This window comes from Mesorhizobium silamurunense (assembly GCF_014843825.1).
In the GTDB taxonomy this organism is placed as follows: Bacteria; Pseudomonadota; Alphaproteobacteria; order Rhizobiales; family Rhizobiaceae; genus Mesorhizobium; species Mesorhizobium silamurunense.
The window spans coordinates 39,628-61,027 of record NZ_JHQR01000018.1 but is presented as its reverse complement, the minus strand read 5'-3'; the positions used below and the strand labels follow the sequence as shown (position 1 = coordinate 61,027).

Here is a 21,400-nt window from a genome sequence, read left to right as displayed (position 1 = left end):
CGGCGCGGCGGCCTGCTGCTGGCCGCTGTCGCCGGTCAGCGCCGGGCGGCGGGGTGCTGCCAGCCTTATGTCGCGTTCGACGACGACATCCGTCGGGCCGCCGATGAGGATCAGGTGTTCGATATCGTCGCGCCGCACCAGCACCAGCCGGCGGTGGCTGTCGACAGCGGTGGCGTCCATGACGGCGAGCCGCGTCTTGCGGTTCCTGCCGCCGGCAACGAAGGTGCCGAAAGTCAGGTTGCGGACCACCTTGATGACGAGGAGGACGACGACCAGCAGGATAAGGGCTGCAAACGTCCACAGGATTGCTGCGACATAACCCGGACCCGCCACGCTATCCAGCCACTGCAGCATCGGTGCACCCAATCGCCTTCTTGAGGTGAGGCGACACTAGACCTTAGGGACTAGCCGCCGCAAGGCGGCATCACCCATCGTGAACAGTTTGAAACATGAATCGTTGATTTTATCGGACATTTGCCGCCGGGGCCTTTTCCGCTACAGGAGAATGTGATTCAACCGGCCGTTCGCGGGTGTCGGGGCATCGGAATCACGAGCAGGGGGCACATGGCCAAGGAAACGCGCGGCGATTTCTATCCGGTACCGATCGTCGACCAAAACACGCGTCCGGGCGCCGTCGCCAGGCTCATCGTCTTCATCGTCGTCTTGACCGGCGCAGCGGTCGTCTTCGGGTTGTTCCGCGAGCGCCTCGGCGATCCGTTCCTGCTCGGCATGCTGGGCGTGCTCGCCATGATCGGCGTCGGCTTTCTGTTCGCGACGGCTATCGGCTTCGTGCAGATCGCCCCGCGTTCGACCGGCGACGAGCTGTCCAAAGCCTTCGTCGATTCGATGTCGCAAGGTCTCCTGGTCACCGACACCAAGGGTCGCGTTATCTACGCCAACCGGGCCTACGCCGACATGACGGGCGCCGCTTCGGCGGCGGACCTCAAGACGGTCGAAGGGCTGCTTTCGGATGTTCCCGAGGCCTCGATGACCATCTACCGGCTGGCGTCCGGACTGCGCGACGGCCAGGCCGGCGACGGTGAATTCCGCCTGGCGCAGTCGATCAAGCCCGGGGCCGAGCCCGGCGCGCGCTGGTACCGCGCCCGGGCCCGCGCCTTCAACGTGCCGGGTCAGCGGCTGCCGATGCTTGCCTGGCAGATCGCCGACATCTCGCAGGAGCGGGCGGAGCAGGAGCGGTTCTTCCTCGACCTGCAAAAGGCGATAGACCATCTCGACCACGCGCCGGCCGGCTTCTTCTCGGCCGACCAGGAAGGCCGCGTCACCTATATCAACGCCACACTTGCCGAATGGCTGGGCATCGACCTTGCCAGCTTCACTCCGGGCGCGGTCACGCTGCCGGAGATCGTCGCCGGCGACGGCATGGCGCTCGTCCGCTCGGTCAAGGCGGATCCCGGCACCACGCGCAATGCCGTCATCGACCTCGATCTCACGACAATGAGCGGCCAGGCGCTTCCGGTCCGCTTCATGCACCGCGTTTCGGCAAGCCGCGAAGGGGTGAACGGGCCGACCCGCACCATCGTGCTCAACCGCACCCAGGGCGAGGATGCTTCCGCGGACCTCCGCGCCTCGGAGGTCCGCTTCACCCGCTTCTTCAACTCGACGCCGATGGCGATTGCCGGCGTCGATCCCGGCGGGCGCATCCTGCGCACCAACGCGCCGTTCCTGTCGCTGTTTTCGTCCGTCGTCGACCGCGACGCAGTCGACCGGCGCGTGCGCTTCGAGACCGTGGTGCATGAGCGCGACCGGCCGGCCTTTGCCGCCGCCTTCGAGAAGGCGCGGCAGCGGCAGGCCAATATCGAGCCGATCGACTCGCTGCTGCCCGGCCATGAGGAGCGCCACATCCGCTTCTACGTCAATGCGGTCGCTGACGGCGCCGGCGAGGGAGCAGAGGAATCGGCCATAGTCTACGCCGTCGAGACCACCGAGCAGAAGGCGCTCGAGGGCCAGATGGCGCAGAGCCAGAAGATGCAGGCGGTCGGCCAGCTTGCCGGCGGCATCGCGCACGACTTCAACAACGTGCTTACCGCCATCATCATGGCGTCGGACCTTCTGCTCACCAATCACCGGCCGTCGGACCCGTCCTTCCCCGACATCATGAACATCAAGCAGAACGCCAACCGCGCGGCGTCGCTTGTCAGGCAATTGCTCGCCTTCTCGCGCAAGCAGACCTTGCGGCCGGAAGTGCTCAACCTGACCGATGTGCTTGCCGATCTTCGGATGCTGCTTGCCCGCCTGGTCGGCAACGACATCAGGCTGAAGATCGACCACGGCCGCGATCTGTGGCCCGTCAAGGTCGACATCGGCCAGTTCGAGCAGGTGGTGGTCAATCTCGCCGTCAACGCACGCGACGCGATGCCGGCCGGCGGCGACCTTACCGTGCACACCCGCAACGTCATGGCCGAAGAGTGCAAATCCTTCGCCTATCGCGAGCTTGCGCCGGCCGACTACGTTCTCGTCGAGGTCGAGGACACCGGCAGCGGCATCGCGCCGGACGTGCTGAAGAAGATCTTCGAACCCTTCTTCACCACCAAGGAGGTCGGCAAGGGCACAGGCCTCGGTCTCTCGATGGTCTACGGCATCATCAAGCAGACCGGCGGCTTCATCTACTGCGATTCCGAGGTCGGCAAGGGGACGGTGTTCCGTATCTTCCTGCCGCGCCACGTCGCCGAGGTGAAGAAGGCGAGCGAGCCGGTCGACGCCGCGGCGGCCGCCGCCACGTCGGCCAAGTCGGCCGATACCGCCAAGGATCTCTCCGGTTCTGCGACCGTGCTTCTGGTCGAGGACGAGGATGCCGTTCGCATGGGTGGCGTGCGGGCGTTGACCTCACGCGGTTACACAGTGCACGAGGCGTCTTCCGGCGTCGAGGCGCTGGAGGTCTTCGAGGCCCTCGGCGGCAAGGTCGACATCGTCGTGTCCGATGTGGTGATGCCGGAAATGGACGGCCCGACGCTGCTTGGCGAGCTGCGCAAGCGGCAGCCGGACATCAAGTTCGTCTTCGTTTCCGGCTATGCCGAGGACGCCTTCGCCAGAAACCTGCCGGCCGACGCGCATTTCGGCTTCCTGCCCAAGCCCTTCTCGCTCAAGCAACTGGCGACGATCGTCAAGGACGTGCTGGAATCCTAAAACAGCTAGCGCTTGCACATTGCTGCGACCCTGCCATGATGGAGATAGGATGGGTCCTATCATGGGGGTGATAGCGCGTGACGCCGCACATCGAGGCGGGCAGGGGAGATTACGCCGAAACGGTGCTGCTGCCGGGCGACCCCGAGCGCGCTCAATGGATGGCGGAAACTTTTCTCGAGGCGCCACGCTGCGTCAATCGCCGCCGGGGCGCGCTTGGCTTCACCGGCCTGTTCCGCGGCAAGCCGGTCAGCATCCAGGCGACCGGCATCGGGGTCTCGTCCTTTCTGATCTATGCCTACGAGCTGCTTGATTATCATGGCGTCAAGACGCTGATCCGCACAGGAACATGCGGCGCGCTGTCCGAGAACGTTCCGCTGCGGGGCCTGGTCGTTTCCAGCGCCGTACGCGCCGAGGGGGCGATCAGCGGGCAGGTGTTCGGACTGTACCAGCCGGCGGGGCCCGATGAGGCGCTTCATGCGCTGGCGCTGCAGCGGGCCGCCGATCTCGGCATAGCCTGCAGCGCCGGGCTGACGGTCTGCAGCGACGTCTTCCATCATCCCGACGGCCGCGCCCGGTTCGACGAGCCCAGGGCGCTCGGCGCGCTGGCGGTCGATATGGAAACCAGCGCGCTCTACCGCATCTCGGCGCGGTTCGGCGCGCGCGCGTTGTCGCTGCTTACCGTGGTCGACCACGTCGCCACGGACGAGCAGACCGACTATTCCGAACGCCAGGCGTTGTTCGCCGACATGACGCGCCTGGCGCTCGAAGTGGCCGTGGAGAGCTAGGCAGCTACCTGTTTCAGCGCAGCTTGCTCTGTCGCGGTCGGCCGGTGACCGCGCAGATAGAGCGCGCAGGTCGTGCGCAGCATCGAAGCGAAGTTCGGAATCTGGCCGTTGATCTCGATCGCCTCGTCATAGAGCGTCGAGATGAATTTGGGCGTCGTCAGGCCCTGGCTTTCGGCGATCTCGTCGAGCAGCGCCCAGAACGTCGCCTCAAGCTGGATGCTCGTCGAATGCCCGTCGATCCGGATCGACCGGTTGATCTGCCGGTAGCCTTCCGGATCCTGTCCGGCAAAGACCCTGCACATCGTTACCTCCCGTTCTTGTTGGTCTTGGGCGCCGATTGGGTGATTGGCGCCTTTTGAACACTGCCTGCGCTTTCATCTTCGGCCTGACAAACCGTGTCGGCAATCGGACTTTCGTCCTTAAAACTGGCGCGACACTACCCGTTTTCCGGCCGCATGCGTGGTAATCGGCTGCCACCACCTTTTTTCGCCGGCGCGCATAATCGGCTTCGAAACCACGAAAAGCTGCGGAGTCCGATTTGGCGAAGGCGATCCATACCATGATCCGGGTTCTCGACGAGGCCCGATCCGTCGATTTCTACAGCAAGGCCTTCGGCCTCGATGTCGCGCAGCGGCTCGATTTCGAGACTTTCACGCTGATCTATCTCAGCAATGCCGATGCTCCATTCGAGGTCGAGCTGACGGTCAACAAGGGACGCATGGAGCCTTATGCGCTGGGCGACGGCTATGGTCATCTCGCCGTCTCCGTCGCCGATCTCGACAGCGAGCACGACCGGCTCGGCGCGCTCGGCCTCAACCCGAAGAAGATCGTGGAGTTCAACCGCGACGGAGCGCTCATCGCCCGCTTCTTCTTCATCGAGGACCCCGACGGCTACAAGATCGAGGTCCTGCAGCGAGGAGGGCGCTTCCAATAGGGGACAAATGCCGCGCGGACCGACGCGGCGCCAGCATCGGCACTCGCCAGAGTGCGAACAGCAAGCAGGGAGGAAACTATGGTCACGATCTATGAGAGGAAGCAGCCCCAAGAAAGGAAACTTGGCCTTTCGCGGCGCGAGCTTCTCAAGCGCGGCGGCGCAGGCGCGCTGCTCATCATTTCCGGCAGCGCCGTCATCAGCCCCGAACATGCCTGGGGGCTGGAAACCTCGGCGCTGAAGCCCGAGACGATGGCGACACTGATCCAGGTGGCGCGCGACATCTATCCGCATGATCAGGTGCCGGACAAATATTACGCCATTGCCGTCAAGGGTCATGACGAGACGGCAGCCAAGGATCCGGCCCACAAGGAGCTGATCGAGAAGGGCATCGCCGATCTCGACAAGAAGGCTGGTGAGGGCGGTTATCGCGGGCTTGGCTGGGAAGAGCAGCGGGTCGCACTGCTCAAGGAGATCGAGAAGACGCCGTTCTTCCAGGCGGTGCGCGGCGGCCTTGTGGTCAGCCTCTACAACCAGAAGGAGGTGTGGCCGATCTTCGGTTACGAGGGCGAGTCCTATTCCAAGGGTGGTTACATCGCGCGCGGCTTCAACGACATCGAGTGGCTCTGAGCCGCTTTGTGCCAAACCGCGTTTGACCGATTGAACCGCTTTTGACCGATTTCATGGGAGGAAACCATGGCAGCACAATTTGATCTCAAGAACGACGGCGTGGTCGTCATCATCGGCTCGGGCGCCGGCGGCGGCACGCTCGGCAACGAGTTGGCGCAGAAAGGCATCGACGTCGTCATCCTCGAAGCGGGCGCCCGCCACGAATACGAGGACTTCGTCAATGACGAGTGGGATTCCTTTGCCCAACTTGCCTGGAAGGACAAGCGCGCCACCTCCGGCGACTGGCGCGTGGCGAAGGATTTCCCGAACCTGCCAGCCTGGATCGTCAAGTCGGTCGGCGGCTCGACCACGCACTGGGCGGGCGCGTCGCTGCGCTTCCAGGAGCACGAGTTCAAGACGCTTTCGACCTACGGCAAGGTGAAGGGCGCGAACCTTGTCGACTGGCCCGTGACGCTCGCCGAGATGGAGCCCTATTACGCCAAGGCCGAAGCCAAGATGGGTGTGACCGGCACCAACAACTGGCCGCGCCTGCCCGGCAACAACAACTTCAAGGTGCTCAAGGCCGGCGCCGACAAGCTCGGCTACAAGGAATGCCACACCGGCAACATGGCCATCAATTCGGTTGAGCGCGACGACCGCAACTCCTGTCAGCAGACAGGCTTCTGCTTCCAGGGCTGCAAATGGGCCGCCAAATGGTCGACGCTCTACACCGAGATTCCGAAGGGTGAAGCGACCGGCCATCTCGAGGTCCGGCCGAATTCGATGGTCATCAAGATCAACCATGATGCCTCGGGCAAGGTGACCGGCGTCGTCTATGCCGACAAGGACGGCAAGCTGCAGGAACAGAAGGCCCGGATCGTCGCGGTCGCCGGCAATTCGATCGAAAGCCCGCGCCTGCTGCTCAACTCCGAATCGAGCAAGTTCCCACACGGGCTTGCCAATTCGTCGGGGCAGGTGGGCAAGAACTATATGCGCCACACGACCGGCTCGGTCTACGCCATCTTCGACAAGCCGGTGCATATGTATCGCGGCACGACCATGGCCGGCATCATCCGCGACGAGGCGCGCCACGATCCTTCGCGCGGCTTCGTCGGCGGCTACGAGATGGAGACGCTATCGCTCGGTCTGCCGTTCATGGCGGCCTTCCTCAATCCCGGCGGCTGGGGCCGCTCCTTCACCACGGCGCTCGACCACTACGACCACATGGCGGGCCTGTGGATCGTCGGCGAGGACATGCCGCGCGAGGAGAACCGCATCACGCTGCACAAGGACGAAAAGGACGAGCACGGCATGCCGATCGCCGACGTCCATTTCGACGACCATGCCAACGACACGGCAATGCGTGATCACGCCTACAAGCAAGGCCAGGCGCTCTACGCGGCTGTTGGAGCGACACGAACCTTCCCGACGCCGCCTTATCCCTCAACCCACAATCTCGGCACCAACCGGATGAGCGAGAAGCCGGCCGACGGCGTCGTCAACAAGCACGGCCAGGCGCACGACATCAAGAACCTGTTCGTCTCCGACGGCAGTCAATTTACCACCGGCGGCGCCGAAAACCCGACACTGACGATAGTGTCGCTGGCCATCCGCCAGGCCGACTACATAGCCGCACAGATGTCGGCGAAAAGCATCTAGTTCCACCTCCCGGCTGCCTGCTGGCGCGGGACCCGATCGGGTTCCGCGCCTTTTTTGTCAGGGGGGCGGAATCGGTCAGGGGCGGCTGCGGACGGGCCGCCGCTATCCCTTGGTGCAGGTCGACGCCGTGAAGGCGCCGTCGGGCTGCTTCATGATGATGTCGAAGGACGGGCTGCCCGGGCCGTCGAGTGTCGCCTGCGTCGTCGAGATCGAATTGCCGCCGCTGGTGTAGCCGCCGACAGGACCGAGCCAACTGATCTCGCCATTGGGATTCATCTGGTAATTGTAGGCCTGTGGCGCTGCGCCGAAGGTCACTGGACCGCTGTAAAGATCACCCTTGATGGTGATGTCGCCGAGATTGATGAACATGCCGAGCAGATAGACCTCGCAGTGATAGGTCCCGTCGGGCAGCTTGCCGTCTGTGAAATCTGCGCGGGCACCGCCGGCGGCGGACGCGAGAAGCAGGAAGCGCAGGATGATTCGTAAAGCCATGACGTCGCTCGTTTGCGCGGCGACCTTGCCCTATTTTGCCACCGTCTCGCAACCGCCGGCAAATTGCGGTATGCCAAGCTTAGATTAAAGTTTGGGCATTTTTACCATTTGAGCAAAATCTGGGCAGATATGCGCAAAGTTTTCTCAATCCGTCCGCGCCCGAAGAGTCCCGATATGTTCGACGGCTATGTGATAACCGATTGTAAACACTGATCTATCGCTCCGCACCCTGCCACGCTGCCGTGTTTGGCACGTCGCTTGCACCGCTATGTTGCGATGCAAAACAACCAGCTTGGGAGCGTGGAACATGAGGGGTAATTTCTCGACAATAACAAAAATGTTTTCGGCCGGCGTGATCGCTGCCGGCCTGTCGATGTCGGTGCCCGCCAAGGCCGCCGACGACACGATCAAGGTCGGCATCCTCCATTCGCTGTCGGGGACCATGGCGATTTCGGAGACGACGCTGAAGGACGTCATGCTGATGCTGATCGAGGAGCAGAACGCCAAGGGCGGCCTGCTCGGCAAGAAGCTCGAGGCGGTCGTCGTCGATCCGGCTTCCAACTGGCCGCTGTTCGCCGAAAAGGCGCGCGAGCTGATCTCCAAGGACAAGGTGGCGGCGGTGTTCGGCTGCTGGACCTCGGTGTCGCGCAAGTCGGTGCTGCCGGTGTTCAGCGAGCTCGACAACATCCTGTTCTATCCCGTCCAGTACGAGGGCGAGGAGAGCGAGCGCAACGTCTTCTATACCGGTGCCGCGCCGAACCAGCAGGCCATTCCGGCCGTCGACTATCTGATGAGCGCCGATGGCGGCTCGGTGAAGCGCTGGGTGCTCGAAGGCACCGACTACGTCTATCCGCGCACCACCAACAAGATCCTCGAGGCGTACCTCAAGTCCAAGGGCGTGCCGGCCGAGGACATCATGGTCAACTACACGCCGTTCGGCTTCTCCGACTGGCAGACCGAGGTTTCGGCGATCAAGAAGTTCGGTTCGGCCGGCAAGAAGACGGCGGTCGTGTCGACGGTCAACGGCGACGCCAACGTGCCGTTCTACAAGGAACTCGGCAACCAGGGCATCAAGGCCGAGGACATCCCGGTCATGGCGTTCTCGGTCGGCGAGGAAGAACTGGCCGGCCTCGACACCGGTCCGCTGGTCGGCCATCTCGCCGCCTGGAACTATTTCGAGAGCGTCGACACGCCCGAGAACAAGAAGTTCATCGACGACTGGCACAAGTTTATCAAGAACGACAAGCGCACCACCAACGACCCGATGGAAGCCCATTACATCGGCTTCAACATGTGGGTGAAGGCCGTCGAGAAGGCCGGCACCACCGATCCGGACAAGGTGATCGACGCCATGGTCGGCGTGTCGGTGCCGAACCTGACCGGCGGCTATTCGACGATGATGCCGAACCACCACATCACCAAGCCGGTGCTGATCGGCGAAATCCAGGCCGACGGCCAGTTCGAGACCGTCTCGCAGACGCCGGGCCTAGTGATGGGCGACGAATGGTCCGACTACCTGCCGGATTCCAAGGACTTGATCTCCGATTGGCGCGCGCCGCTCAGCTGCGGCAACTTCAACGTCGCCACCGGCAAGTGCGGCGGCAAGGGCACCAACTGATCCTCCCAGGTCTGTCGGATCGCGGAGTGGCCCCACGATCCGAGACCGCAGCCTGGGCGGGCCAATCCTCCGGCCCGCCCAGGCAATCTTCAAACCTTTGAGAACAGCTCGAAGACGATGAACTTGCTGCGCGCGATTGGACTGTTGCTGCTGCTGACAATGGCAAGTCTGTTGCCGTCGAGCGCGGCCGAAGCCGATCTCCGGGCAATCATCGCCAAATTCGCGACTGCCACCAACTTTTCGGCCACTGAGGCCGTCGTGCGCGAACTGGCCACGAGCGGCGATCCGGCCGTCGAGCGCCCGCTTTCGGCGCTCGCCGACGGCAATCTCTACATCCGCAAGGCCGATTCCCAGGTCTTCGTCGGCAAGGAGGCGGGTGACGGCATCGAAGTGCTCGATCCGCTGAGCGGCGAGAAGGCGGCCGACGCGGCCAAAGCCGACCTCACCAAGATCAAGGTCAACAATAGCCTGCGCCGCGTCATCCGCGATGCGCTGGGCACGCTGACGCTACGGGCCAAGGATGCGAGCGTGCGCCTTGCCGCGGCTGCGACCATGTTCAAGACGCCCGGCGCGGCGAACATCGAACCGCTTGACGCCGCCATCGCCGCCGAGACCGATGCCAGCGTCAAGGTCCTGTTCGAACAGGCGCGTGCGGCGTCGGTTCTGGTTTCGGACAAGCCCGAAGCCGACAAGCTGGCCGCCGTCTCGGTCATCGCGGCGCGCGGCGACCGCGATGCGCTTTCCCTGCTGACGTCGGTCGAGGCCGGCGCCCAGGGCACCGTCAAGGAGGCTGCGAGCGCCGCCGTCAGTCGCATTAATTCGACGCTGGCGCTGTGGGATGCCGGCCAGAACATCTGGTACGGCATCTCGCTCGGATCGGTGCTGCTGCTTGCCGCGATCGGGCTCGCCATCACCTTCGGCGTCATGGGCGTCATCAACATGGCGCATGGCGAGATGGTGATGCTCGGCGCCTATACCACCTTCGTCGTCCAGCAGGTGATCCGTACCTCATTCCCGGGCCTGTTCGACTGGTCGCTGGTCATCGCGCTGCCGCTCGCCTTCCTGGTTGCGGCGCTGGTCGGGCTTGCCATCGAGCGCGGCATCATCCGCTTCCTCTATGGCCGCCCGCTGGAAACGCTTTTGGCCACCTGGGGCGTTTCGCTGATCCTGCAGCAGGCGGTGCGCACCATCTTCGGGCCGACCAACCAGGAGGTCGGCAATCCGTCCTGGATGTCTGGCTCTTTCGATGTCGGCCAACTTGCGATCACCTGGAACCGGCTGTGGATCCTGGTGTTCGCGCTCGCCGTGTTCGCGGTGCTGCTCTACGTCATGAAGCGCACGCCCTGGGGGCTGCAGATGCGCGCCGTCACCGCCAACCGCCGCATGGCTGCTTCGATGGGCATCCGCACGCCATGGGTTGACGCGCTGACCTTCGCGCTCGGCTCCGGCATTGCAGGCATTGCCGGCGTGGCGCTCAGCCAGATCGACAATGTCTCGCCCAATCTCGGCCGCGGCTACATCATCGACAGCTTCATGGTCGTCGTCTTCGGCGGCGTCGGCAATCTCTGGGGCACGCTGGTCGGCGCCTTCTCGCTCGGCATCGTCAACAAGGTCCTCGAGCCCTACGCCGGCGCCGTGCTCGGCAAGATCGTCGTGCTGGTGCTGATCATCCTGTTCATCCAAAAACGCCCGCGCGGCCTGTTCGCGCTCAAGGGCAGGGCGGTGGAAGCATGATCACGCAGCGTTTCTTCGGTGCCGACCGTCGCATCGCGATCACCGTCCTGGTCCTGCTGGCAGCGGCCGTCATCGTGCCGCTGCTCAACCTTGCGGTTTCGCCGACGAGTGCCTTCTATATCCCGCCTTACATCGTCGCGTTGGTCGGCAAGTATCTCTGCTATGCGCTGCTCGCCTTGGCGCTCGATCTCGTCTGGGGCTATTGCGGCATCCTCTCGCTCGGCCATGGCGCCTTCTTCGCGCTCGGAGGCTATGCGATGGGCATGTATCTGATGCGCCAGATCGGCTCGCGCGGCGTCTACGGCAACCCGATCCTGCCGGATTTCATGGTGTTCCTGAACTACAAGGAGCTGCCCTGGTTCTGGTACGGCTTCGACCATTTCTGGTTTGCGGCACTCATGGTGCTGGCGGTGCCCGGACTGCTCGCCTTCGTGTTCGGCTGGTTCGCCTTCCGCAGCCGCGTCACGGGTGTGTACCTCTCGATCATCACCCAGGCGATGACCTACGCGCTGCTGCTTGCCTTCTTCCGCAACGACATGGGTTTTGGCGGCAACAACGGCCTGACCGATTTCAAGGACATTCTCGGCTTCAACGTGCAAGCCAACGCGACGCGTTCGGCGCTGTTTGCAGCGAGTGCGGTCACGCTTGCGCTCGCGGTTCTTCTCACCGCGGCGATCGTGCGCTCCAAATATGGCAAGCTCCTGATGGCGGTGCGCGACGCCGAGAGCCGCACGCGCTTCCTCGGCTGGCTGGCGGAGAACGTCAAGCTGTTCGCCTTCACCGTCTCGGCGATCATGGCCGGCATTGGCGGGGCGCTCTACGTGCCGCAGGTAGGCATCATCAATCCCGGCGAGTTCGACCCGGCCAACTCGATCGAGGTGGTGATCTGGACCGCTGTCGGCGGGCGCGGCACCATTGTCGGTCCGATCGTCGGCGCGCTCCTCGTCAACGCCGGCAAATCCTGGTTCACCGGCGTGCTGCCGGAATTCTGGCTGTTCGCGCTGGGCGGATTGTTCGTCGCCGTCACGCTCTTCCTGCCCAAGGGCATCGTCGGCATGTGGGATTCGTGGCACGGCAGGGCCAAGGCGCTGCGCGCGGCCTCGCTCGCCGCGGAAGCCGGCGCCGATCCGGAAGAACCTCCAGCCAAGATCGTGCGCTCGGCCGCACGAACGCCAGGCGCCTGGTCCGCCTCCGGTCCCGAACCGCAGCCGGCGGAGTGAGCGATCATGAGCAAGTCGAACACCATCCTCTATCTCGACGGCGTCTCGGTTTCCTTCGACGGTTTTCGCGCCATCAACAATCTGTCGCTGGTGCTCGACAAGGGCGAGATGCGCGCGATCATCGGCCCCAACGGCGCCGGCAAGACGACGATGATGGACATCGTCACCGGCAAGACGCGGCCGGACGAGGGCGAGGTGTTCTTCGACGGCCAGGTCGACCTGACCAGGCACGACGAGGCTGAGATCGCCATGATGGGCATCGGCCGCAAATTCCAGAAGCCGACGGTCTTCGAGAGCCACAGCGTCGAGGACAATCTGATGCTGGCGCTGAAAGGGCCGCGCTCGATCTTCCCGGCCCTGTTCCATCACCGTTCGACCGCCGAAACGCAGCGCATCGACGACATCCTCGGCATCATCCGTCTCGGCGACAAGCGCGGCGAGCTTGCCGCCAATCTCAGCCACGGCCAGAAGCAGTGGCTGGAGATCGGCATGCTCTTGGCGCAGGACCCGAAGCTGCTGCTCGTCGACGAGCCTGTCGCCGGAATGACGGACGCCGAAACCGAGGAAACCGCACGGCTGCTCAAGGATATCGCCCGCGATCACTCTGTGATCGTCGTCGAGCACGACATGCATTTCGTGCGCGAGCTCGGCGTCAAGGTCACCTGCCTGCACGAGGGCTCCGTGCTGTCGGAAGGCACTCTCGATTTCGTTTCGGCCGACGAGCGCGTCGTCGAAGTCTATCTGGGGCGGTGAGCATGGTCTGGCGGGTTCCGTTCTGCCGGTTCGATTTCGCTTTTCTGAAGCGCTGGAGAAGGAGGATCTGACCATGCTCGAAGTCTCCAATGCCACGCTCCACTATGGCGCCGCGCAGGCGCTGCGCGGCGTTTCGCTGAAGGCCGGCGCGGGCAAGATCACCTGCGTGCTCGGCCGCAACGGCGTCGGCAAGACCAGTTTGATGAGATCGATCGTCGGCCATCACCGGCTGACGAGCGGAAGCGTTGCCTTCGAGGGGAAGGCGCTCGACCGGAGCGCGGCGTATGACCGCGCCCGGTCGGGCATCGCATTCGTGCCGCAGGGCAGGGAAATCTTTCCCCTGCTCACGGTGCGCGAAAACCTGGAATCGGGCTTCGCGCCGCTGAGGCGCGGCGACCGCAACATTCCGGCGCATGTCTTCGAGCTGTTCCCGGTGCTGAAGCAGATGCTGGGCCGCCGCGGCGGCGACCTGTCCGGCGGCCAGCAGCAGCAGCTCGCCATCGGCCGCGCGCTGGTGATGCGGCCGAAGCTGCTCGTGCTCGACGAGCCGACCGAAGGCATCCAGCCCTCGATCATCAAGGACATTGGCCGCGCCATCCGCTATCTGCGCGACCAGGCTGGGATCGCGGTGCTTCTGGTCGAGCAGTATCTCGACTTCTGCCGTGAGCTTGCCGACGAGGTCAACATCATGGACCGCGGCCGGATCGTGCACACCGGGCCGGCCGAGGACCTCGATCGGGCGGATGTGCGGAAGTTCCTTACAGTCTAAACCGGCGGCTCGACTTCAGGCGAGCCCGTGAACCGATAGCAAACCAAATATTTCTCCGACCCGGTCCTTCCTAACTCTGGCGCGTGTGGAGCCGCGTGCTAGTCTTTTCTTGGCCTTGGTGAGTCGGCCGCTTTCCGTATCAGTCGCGAATGAGGGGAAGGGGGCGGGCCCGGTCGCAAGTTCCACGCAAGCAAACCTGCCTAGCTTTCCCAAGAGTGATTGTCGGTCGATGCGTCCAACAAAGAACTTGCCAGGGGAAGGCGATGGAACGTTTTGTCGAGGACTATCAGAAGGGACGCCTCACTGAACGCGTGGATATCATGACGGCGATCAACATCCTGATGTCGCAAGGCTACGACGAGGACGATCTGCTCGGAGAAATAACCAAGGTCTTTTACGTCGATCTCGACGCCTATAACGAAGTGATGGGGCGACACTGACGGCGTGCGCTTTAAGTCTTTGTTTTGATGCATGTCGTCCTCCCAAAACCGCTGTGCACTTTTGGGCGACATGCATTAAGCTTCAAGCGCAGCGGCGGATGTCGAGCACGCGGTTGCGGCCGCCGCGCTTGGCTGCGTAAAGCGCCTTGTCGGCGGCGCTGAGCACCTTGTCGAAGCTCAAGCCTTCGCTGCTGCCGAACGCGAAACCGGCGCTCACCGTGCAATTTAGCCGGCCCGTCTCGGTCTCGATCGCTCGCGCTGCAAAAGCCATCCTTATCCGTTCGGCCGTGCCCTCGACCATCTCGGGCAAGGTGCGTTTCAGCACCAGCGCGAATTCCTCGCCGCCCATGCGGGCGGCGACGTCGGTCGGCCGCAGATTGCCGGACAGTTCTTCGGCGAAGACCTTCAGCACCTCGTCGCCGGCGGCGTGGCCGAACCGGTCGTTGATTGCCTTGAAGCCGTCGAGGTCGAACACCACCACCGCCATGAAGGCGCCGACAGGTGTCTTGCCGTGCCGGTCGAACAACGCGCGACGGTTGAGCAGCCCGGTCAGTGCATCGGTCTCAGCCTCGCGCTTGTGGTGGCGCGCGCGAGCCGCCCTTGGTTGAGCGCCAGCGACAGCGCGCCGATGCCGGTCATCGAGGCGATGACGATGACCAGGCTGAGATCCTCGGCCCAGTTGCTCGGCGCATGGCCGAGGACAACCTTGCCGTCCCATGCGAGCACGGCGGCGCACAGCACGAAGGAGGCCGCGGTCAGCGAATTGAGCAGCGCCACGCCAACAAGCTGCGCCGGCGCCTCCGCGCGGCCTTTCCAATATTCACGCGCCGTGCCGAAAAGGAGCAGAGCCGCAAGCGAGTTCTCGAGCATGAAGCCCAGTCCGTCATAGCCGAGCGCCATGGGCGGCAACGCCAGCGTGAAGGAGATGCCGGCGGCAAGCGCGATGCGCGACAGTGGTGAGCGGCCGGTGTGGAACTGGTGGGCGGCGCCCAGCATCACCGAGAAGCCGAGCAGCAGCAGCGCCAGCGTCAGGACGCCGAGGGATGTTCCGGGCGCATCGATATAGGCGTGATAAACAAAGACCTCGGCCACGACCACCAGCACGCTGATCGCCCATGTCAGCAGGAACTTGTCGGAACGGGCGGTCAGCCAGGTTCCGAACAGCGTGAGGCTGCGGCAGGCGGCGGAGAAGCCGATGGCCAGCAGCAATGAGTTGTAGTCGAGCAGCATGCACCCGTCCTTGCCGGCGCCGGCTTCTGCAACCTGGCGTAGGTGCCTTAATGCGGCAAGGAAGTATCGATAACGTTTCGATAGCGGTGAAGATGCCGGAATTCCTGCGTTATAGGATCGCTGCCGACAACAGCAGGATAAGGCCAATCGCCATCATCAGCAGACCTGGCCAATTCTGTGAAAGGCCGAGGAAACGGAGGCCGCGCCGGCGTGGCTCGAGCGTCGGGCCAGGCGTTGCGAGGTATGGCTTCGGGCGATCCGAGGCTGCAGGTGCCGGATCGCTAAGTTGCCCGCGCCACAGAACTGCGCCCGCCATGTACACAATCCCGGCGACAGTAAGCAATGCCCCGATGAGGATGACAGCCATATCACCTCGCTTTCTTCGGGTTCTCCCGATACTGTGGCCTTAGCCAGCGTCCTGCGGCGCCCAACCGCTATGAAAACCGGCCCCTGGCGAGATAGGCAAAACGGTCGAGATGCCCGGCAAGTTCCGACGGAGCAAGGCAAAGTGTATCCGACACCAAGAGGGCAAATCCGACCGCAGCGAAGGCTCGCCGCTTTAAGGTGTGTTGATATTCAGGTGATGCCGGCCTGCAAATGCCGGTTTCCTGCGCTTCCGGTGCTCACGTACTTCAAGTACGCTCCGCTCCGGTTCTGGGAAACCAACATTTTCGGCTCGGCCTAACCTGAATCTCAACACGCCTCAATCGGTTACCCGCTTCATCAGCGCCATGGCGCCGAAGGGCGCGCGCACCTTGCCCTCGGTGATGAAGTAGACGAAGACATCGCGCGGCTTGACCGGCGCATCGGTCTTGGGGTCGGCGCGCGGCAGGTCGGCCGGCTGCTTGCCTTCGGCCCAGGTTTTTGCCCGCGCCGCCCACTCGTCGAGACCTTTCGGCGTGTAGCAGTCGGGATTGTCGTCGCTGCCGGTCTGCAGGCGGGCATAGACGAAATCGCCGGTGACGTCGGCGATCGCCGGATATTTGGCATGGTCGGCATAGACGATCGCGGCATTGTATTTTCGCGCCAGCGCCGGAAATTCCGGCACGACGAAGCTGTCATGCCGGACCTCGAGCGCATGGCGCAGCGGCATGCCGTCCTGCTTCTCGGGCAGCAGCTTCAAAAAGGCTTCGAAATCGTCCGCATCGAATTTTTTCGTCGGCGCGAACTGCCACAGGATCGGCCCGAGCTTGTCGCCGAGCGCCGCGACGCCCGAACCCAGGAAGCGCATCATCGATTCGCCTGCCTCGCCCAGCACGCGGCGGCTGGTGACGAAGCGGTTGCCTTTCAGCGAATAGACGAAACCGTCAGGCGCTTCGCTGGCCCATTTGACGAAGGTCGGTTCCTTGAAGCTGGAATAGTAGGTGCCGTTGACCTCGATGCTCGGCACCTGGCGGCTCGCATAATGGAGCTGCTTCGCTTTCGACAGCTTGTCCGGATAGAAGGAGGTATCCCATGGCTCGAAGGTCCAGCCGCCCATGCCGGAGCGGATCTTTCCTTGGCTCATCTTCTTCCTCCCAGTTTCAAATTGATCAGGCGGCTTTGCCGACGGGCTTGGTCATGTCGACCACGGTCCAACCCGGCCGGTACGGATTGGGCCGGCGACCCGTCTCGCGATAGCCATAGACCGAATAGAGCGCGATGTTCCGCTCCATCCGCGAATTGGTGTAGAGCCGAACCTCCGGCAGGTGCCACGACCGCGCCTGCTCGTCGGCGAAATTGAGCAGCCTGAGGCCGAGCTTCTTGCCCTGGAAGGCCGGCGCTACGGCGACACTGAAGATCATGGCGTGGTCAGGATGCCGTTCGAGGACAATCAGCCCGGCCAGTTCGCCGCCGCTCTCCAGCAGCCAGATTTCGCCGCGCTCGATGCACGGCGCATAGTCTTCCGTGACAGGGATCGGCGGGGCGCCCAGCAGGGCGGTGTAGGGCGCGTAGGCTTCAATGGTCAGCGCGACGATGGCGGAAAGATCTTCGGAGCGAGCAAGTCTCATGATTGATTGGTTCCAGCAGCGGCCGCGATCACCTTTTCCATGCCTGCGGCGATAGCCGCGATGGCATCGCGGCTAGTCTCTCCGAGCCCGTGACGTTCGGCCAGCCACTGCGCATCATTATAAGACAGCCAGACCTTGCCTTGCTCATCTTCCCAGGCCAATGCCTTCACCGGCAAGTCGATGCCGGCAAGTTGCTGGTCCTGCATCAGCGGGGTGCCACCCTTGGGATGGCCGAAGATCAACAGTACGGTTGGCCGTAGGAACTCACCAATGCTGAGCGCGCCGGCCTCGCGGTCCACGCAGGCAAACACAACCAATCCTGCGCGCATGACCGCATCCATCAGGCGGCTGATGGTTTCGGACACGTCAAAGCGGCTCTCGACCGTGATGAGGCCGTGTGTTGCCATCACTCCGCCGCTTCGCGCTTGCCTCCGGGGCGGCGCTCCAGAAGCTCCTTCAGGAACTGGCCGGTGTAGCTGCGTTTTTCGCGCACGATCGCTTCCGGTGTGCCGGAGGCAACCAGCTCGCCGCCGCCGTCGCCGCCTTCGGGGCCGAGGTCGAGCACCCAGTCGGCTGTCTTGATGACTTCGAGATTATGCTCGATGACCACCACCGTGTTGCCCTGGTCGACCAGCTCGTGCAGCACTTCGAGCAGCTTGGCGACATCGTGGAAGTGCAGGCCGGTGGTCGGCTCGTCGAGGATGTAGAGCGTCTTGCCGGTCGCCTTGCGCGACAGCTCCTTGGCGAGCTTGATGCGCTGGGCCTCGCCGCCCGACAGCGTCGTCGCCTGCTGGCCGATATGGATGTAGCCGAGGCCGACCTGCTTCAGCGTCTCCAGCTTGTCGCGCACGCCGGGCACCGCCGAAAAGAAGTCGACGCCTTCCTCGACTGTCATGTCGAGCACGTCGGCGATCGACTTGCCCTTGAACAGCACGTCGAGCGTCTCGCGGTTGTAGCGCTTGCCGTGGCAGACGTCGCAGGTGACATAGACGTCGGGCAGGAAGTGCATCTCGATCTTGATGACGCCGTCGCCCTGGCAGGCCTCGCAGCGGCCGCCCTTGACGTTGAAGGAGAAGCGGCCGGGCTGGTAGCCGCGCGCTTTGGCCTCCGGCAGCCCGGCGAACCAGTCGCGGATCGGCGTGAAGGCGCCGGTATAGGTCGCCGGGTTGGAACGCGGCGTGCGGCCGATCGGCGACTGGTCGATGTCGATGACCTTGTCGAGGAACTCCAGCCCCTCGATGCGGTCATGCTCGGCCGGATGCTCGCGCGAGCCCATGATGCGGCGCGAGGCCGCCTTGAACAGCGTCTCGATCAGGAAGGTCGACTTGCCGCCGCCGGACACGCCGGTTACGCAGGTGAAGGTGCCGAGCGGGATCTCCGCCGTGACGTTCTTCAGGTTGTTGCCGCGCGCGCCCACGACCTTGATGCGCCGGTTCTTCTTCGCCTCGCGGCGCACTTCCGGCGTCGCCACTTCGAGCTCGCCTGACAAGTACTTGCCGGTGATCGAGGCAGGCGTGGCCATGATCTGCTGCGGCGTGCCCTGCGCGATGATCTCGCCGCCATGGATGCCGGCGGCGGGGCCGATGTCGACGACATAGTCGGCATGCAGGATCGCATCCTCGTCATGCTCGACGACGATCACCGTGTTGCCGATGTCGCGCAGGTGCTTCAGCGTGTCGAGCAGGCGCGCATTGTCGCGCTGGTGCAGGCCGATCGAAGGCTCGTCCAGGACATAGAGCACGCCGGTGAGGCCGGAGCCGATCTGAGAGGCGAGCCGGATGCGCTGGCTCTCGCCGCCCGACAGCGTGCCGGAATTGCGCGACAGCGTCAGATAGTCGAGGCCGACATCGTTGAGGAAGCGCAGCCGCTCGCGGATTTCCTTCAGCACCCTGACCGCGATCTCGTTCTGTTTCTCGTTGAGCTGCGCCGGCAGGTCGGTGAACCACTGGTCGGCCCTGCGGATCGACAGCTCGGTGACCTCGCCGATGTGCCTGCCGGCGATCTTGACGGCGAGTGCTTCCGGCTTCAGCCGATAGCCATTGCAGGCGGGGCAGGGCGTCGCCGACATGAAACGCTCGATCTCCTCGCGCATCCACGCCGATTCCGTCTCTTTCCAGCGTCGGTCGAGATTGGGAATGACGCCCTCGAAGGTCTTTGTGGTCTTATAGGAGCGCAGGCCGTCATCATACTGGAAGGTGATCTCGCGCTCGCCCGTGCCGTGCAGCACGGCCTGTTGCGCCTCCGCGCTCAGATCCTTGAACTTGTCGCCGAGCTTGAAGCCATAGACCTTGCCGAGCGCTTCCAGCGTCTGCGCGTAGTAGGGCGAGGTCGACTTCGCCCATGGGCTGATGGCGCCATCGCGCAGCGAGACATTCTCGTCCGGCACGACGAGGTTGGCGTCGATGGCGCGCTGGCTGCCGAGGCCATCGCAGGTCGGGCAGGCGCCGAACGGATTGTTGAAGGAGAACAGCCTGGGCTCGATCTCGGGAATGGTGAAGCCCGAGACCGGGCAGGCGAATTTCTCCGAGAACATGATGCGTTCATGCGTCTCGTTCTTCGACTTGTTGACCGAGTCCTCGCCCGTCTGGCTGGCGTCGAGCGGCCTGTCGGCGAATTCGGCCACCGCCAAGCCGTCGGCGAGCTTCAGCGCGGTTTCCATCGAGTCCGCCAGCCGCGTCGCCAGATCGCCGCGCACGACGATGCGGTCAACGACGACGTCGATGTCGTGCTTGTACTTTTTGTCCAGCGCCGGCACGTCGGCGATCTCGTAAAAAACGCCGTCGACCTTGACGCGCTGGAAACCCTTCTTCTGCAGCTCCAGCAGTTCCTTGCGGTACTCGCCCTTGCGGCCGCGCACGATCGGCGCCAGCAGATAGAGGCGGGTGCCCTCGTCAAGCGCCAGCACGCGGTCGACCATCTGGCTGACCGTCTGGCTCTCGATCGGCAGGCCGGTGGCCGGCGAATAGGGAATGCCGACACGCGCGAACAGCAGTCGCATGTAGTCGTAGATTTCGGTGACGGTGCCGACCGTCGAACGCGGGTTGCGCGAAGTGGTCTTCTGTTCGATCGAGATGGCGGGCGACAGGCCGTCGATCTGGTCGACGTCCGGCTTCTGCATCATCTCCAGGAACTGGCGGGCATAGGCCGACAGGCTTTCGACATAGCGGCGCTGGCCCTCGGCATAGATGGTGTCGAAGGCGAGCGACGACTTGCCGGATCCTGACAGGCCGGTCATGACGATCAGGCTGTCGCGCGGCAGGTCGAGATCGACGTTCTTGAGATTGTGTTCGCGGGCCCCGCGAATGGAAAGGTATTTTTGGTCGGCCATCGCCGGTCGCCGCCTCAGGTCTGGAATTTGCTGGAGTGGCGGGGTTTCCCGGCCATCCTTTATGTAGGTATTTTCGCCGCCACGTCGAGAGACGCCACAAATCTCGACAGAAGCGTTTAACCGTCTTTCGCGCGGGCGAGCAAGCAGAAAGAACAAAGGCTGAACACGCTCCTGACAAAGCGCTGTGGAAACAATGGATGCGCTGGCGACAGTTCGGCTAAGGCGCCGGTGCCATCGACTTACCTGGACGTAACGTCCCGGCGATCACAATTTTCGGTAACCGGCTATTCAACGGTTGACGCCGGCGACTCACGGGCGCAGTCTCGAAACGTCAACGAAGCCGGCCGTCTTTCGATGGCCTCGTCACCCAGAGGTGGCCTGCGAGACGCCGCAGGCGTTAGCGATTTGCGCTTCGAACGACATTGTCGCAACGGACCCAGGAGCGGAGCATGACGCCACCGGACAGTCCCTTGAGGCTCCACACAAAGATGGAGCCGCGGCGGGCATAAGAGCCAGGGCAGGCGTGAGCGCCAGCCCGACAAACCGTGACCTGCCGATTACGCACAATCAGAGACCATAGTCGGATCGTCGGCTGAACGCCGCGCAGCATCCGAAACAGAACGCCGGCAGTCCACTCCCGGCTAAAATTGGGTTTTAGATCCATGAAAGCCCCGTCCACCTGCGGAAGCAGTGGCGG

The 21,400-nt window shown here is 63.6% G+C and carries 17 protein-coding genes and 2 pseudogenes; 11 read left to right on the top strand and 8 right to left on the bottom strand.

The genetic code is table 11. The features are described 5' to 3' along the window. Positions 1-354: pseudogene (locus DH10_RS02115) on the bottom strand (flagellar biosynthetic protein FliO); the annotation flags it as partial. 210 nt (positions 355-564) lie between these two features. On the opposite strand from DH10_RS02115, the gene cckA reads away from it, so the two are divergent. Together cckA and DH10_RS02105 are read left to right on the top strand one after the other, a co-directional pair. Continuing rightward, positions 565-3,144, top strand: coding sequence for a cell cycle histidine kinase CckA (cckA, locus tag DH10_RS02110; protein ID WP_192247933.1), 2,580 nt, complete (start codon positions 565-567; stop codon positions 3,142-3,144). A gap of 77 nt (positions 3,145-3,221) precedes the next feature. Beyond that, positions 3,222-3,929 (top strand): purine-nucleoside phosphorylase, encoded by a 708-nt coding sequence (locus DH10_RS02105; RefSeq protein ID WP_192247936.1) that lies wholly within the window; start codon positions 3,222-3,224, stop codon positions 3,927-3,929. Here DH10_RS02105 and DH10_RS02100 read toward each other — a convergent pair. Next, entirely contained in the window at positions 3,926-4,231 is a 306-nt protein-coding gene (locus DH10_RS02100; protein ID WP_192247939.1) for a ribbon-helix-helix domain-containing protein, read from the bottom strand. The genes DH10_RS02105 and DH10_RS02100 overlap by 4 nt on opposite strands. Before the next feature lie 236 nt (positions 4,232-4,467). Here DH10_RS02100 and DH10_RS02095 point away from each other — a divergent pair, with 236 nt between their 5' ends. The 3 genes from DH10_RS02095 (at position 4,468) to DH10_RS02085 (ending at position 7,128) form a co-directional block, all read left to right on the top strand. After that, complete coding sequence (locus tag DH10_RS02095) at positions 4,468-4,863, top strand: VOC family protein (RefSeq protein WP_192247942.1); 396 nt, start codon at positions 4,468-4,470, stop codon at positions 4,861-4,863. Positions 4,864-4,941: 78 nt separating this feature from the next. After that, entirely contained in the window at positions 4,942-5,490 is a 549-nt protein-coding gene (locus tag DH10_RS02090) for a gluconate 2-dehydrogenase subunit 3 family protein (protein ID WP_192247945.1), read from the top strand. Positions 5,491-5,556: 66 nt separating this feature from the next. Beyond that, positions 5,557-7,128, top strand: a complete 1,572-nt coding sequence (locus DH10_RS02085; RefSeq protein ID WP_192247948.1) for a GMC family oxidoreductase — start codon at positions 5,557-5,559, stop codon at positions 7,126-7,128. A gap of 102 nt (positions 7,129-7,230) precedes the next feature. On the opposite strand, the gene DH10_RS02080 is transcribed toward DH10_RS02085, so the two are convergent. Further along, complete coding sequence (locus DH10_RS02080; protein ID WP_192384126.1) at positions 7,231-7,620, bottom strand: hypothetical protein; 390 nt, start codon at positions 7,618-7,620, stop codon at positions 7,231-7,233. A 337-nt stretch (positions 7,621-7,957) separates the two neighbouring features. Between DH10_RS02080 and urtA the strand changes: the two genes are divergently transcribed. From urtA to DH10_RS02050, 6 genes are all read left to right on the top strand, one after another. Next, complete coding sequence (gene urtA / locus DH10_RS02075) at positions 7,958-9,238, top strand: urea ABC transporter substrate-binding protein (protein WP_246506083.1); 1,281 nt, start codon at positions 7,958-7,960, stop codon at positions 9,236-9,238. A 117-nt stretch (positions 9,239-9,355) separates the two neighbouring features. Then, entirely contained in the window at positions 9,356-10,972 is a 1,617-nt protein-coding gene (gene urtB, locus DH10_RS02070; RefSeq protein WP_192247957.1) for an urea ABC transporter permease subunit UrtB, read from the top strand. Continuing rightward, positions 10,969-12,192, top strand: a complete 1,224-nt coding sequence (urtC, locus tag DH10_RS02065; RefSeq protein ID WP_192384125.1) for an urea ABC transporter permease subunit UrtC — start codon at positions 10,969-10,971, stop codon at positions 12,190-12,192. Before urtB ends, urtC begins: the two co-directional genes overlap by 4 nt. 6 nt (positions 12,193-12,198) lie before the next feature. Then, positions 12,199-12,945 carry an urea ABC transporter ATP-binding protein UrtD gene (gene urtD / locus DH10_RS02060; RefSeq protein ID WP_192247962.1) on the top strand — a complete coding sequence of 249 codons (747 nt, stop codon included), beginning with the start codon at positions 12,199-12,201 and terminating at the stop codon, positions 12,943-12,945. 73 nt (positions 12,946-13,018) lie between these two features. Then, the gene (urtE, locus tag DH10_RS02055; protein ID WP_192247965.1) at positions 13,019-13,714 is read left to right on the top strand and encodes an urea ABC transporter ATP-binding subunit UrtE; all 696 of its coding nucleotides are present in this window, start codon (positions 13,019-13,021) and stop codon (positions 13,712-13,714) included. A 263-nt stretch (positions 13,715-13,977) separates the two neighbouring features. Beyond that, a complete protein-coding gene (locus DH10_RS02050) occupies positions 13,978-14,154 on the top strand; it encodes a hypothetical protein (protein ID WP_192247968.1) in 177 nt (58 codons plus the stop codon). 82 nt (positions 14,155-14,236) lie between these two features. Here DH10_RS02050 and DH10_RS02045 read toward each other — a convergent pair. The 5 genes and pseudogenes from DH10_RS02045 to uvrA all read right to left on the bottom strand — a co-directional run bounded on the left by DH10_RS02045 (position 14,237) and on the right by uvrA (position 20,703). After that, positions 14,237-15,384: pseudogene (locus DH10_RS02045) on the bottom strand (GGDEF domain-containing protein). A gap of 703 nt (positions 15,385-16,087) precedes the next feature. Next, positions 16,088-16,891, bottom strand: a complete 804-nt coding sequence (locus DH10_RS02040; protein WP_192247971.1) for a DUF72 domain-containing protein — start codon at positions 16,889-16,891, stop codon at positions 16,088-16,090. Positions 16,892-16,916: 25 nt separating this feature from the next. After that, entirely contained in the window at positions 16,917-17,375 is a 459-nt protein-coding gene (locus DH10_RS02035) for a GNAT family N-acetyltransferase (RefSeq protein ID WP_192247974.1), read from the bottom strand. Further along, entirely contained in the window at positions 17,372-17,782 is a 411-nt protein-coding gene (locus DH10_RS02030) for a DUF302 domain-containing protein (RefSeq protein WP_192247978.1), read from the bottom strand. Before DH10_RS02030 ends, DH10_RS02035 begins: the two co-directional genes overlap by 4 nt. After that, the gene (uvrA, locus tag DH10_RS02025; protein ID WP_192384124.1) at positions 17,782-20,703 is read right to left on the bottom strand and encodes an excinuclease ABC subunit UvrA; all 2,922 of its coding nucleotides are present in this window, start codon (positions 20,701-20,703) and stop codon (positions 17,782-17,784) included. Before uvrA ends, DH10_RS02030 begins: the two co-directional genes overlap by 1 nt. Positions 20,704-21,400: the final 697 nt, after the last annotated feature.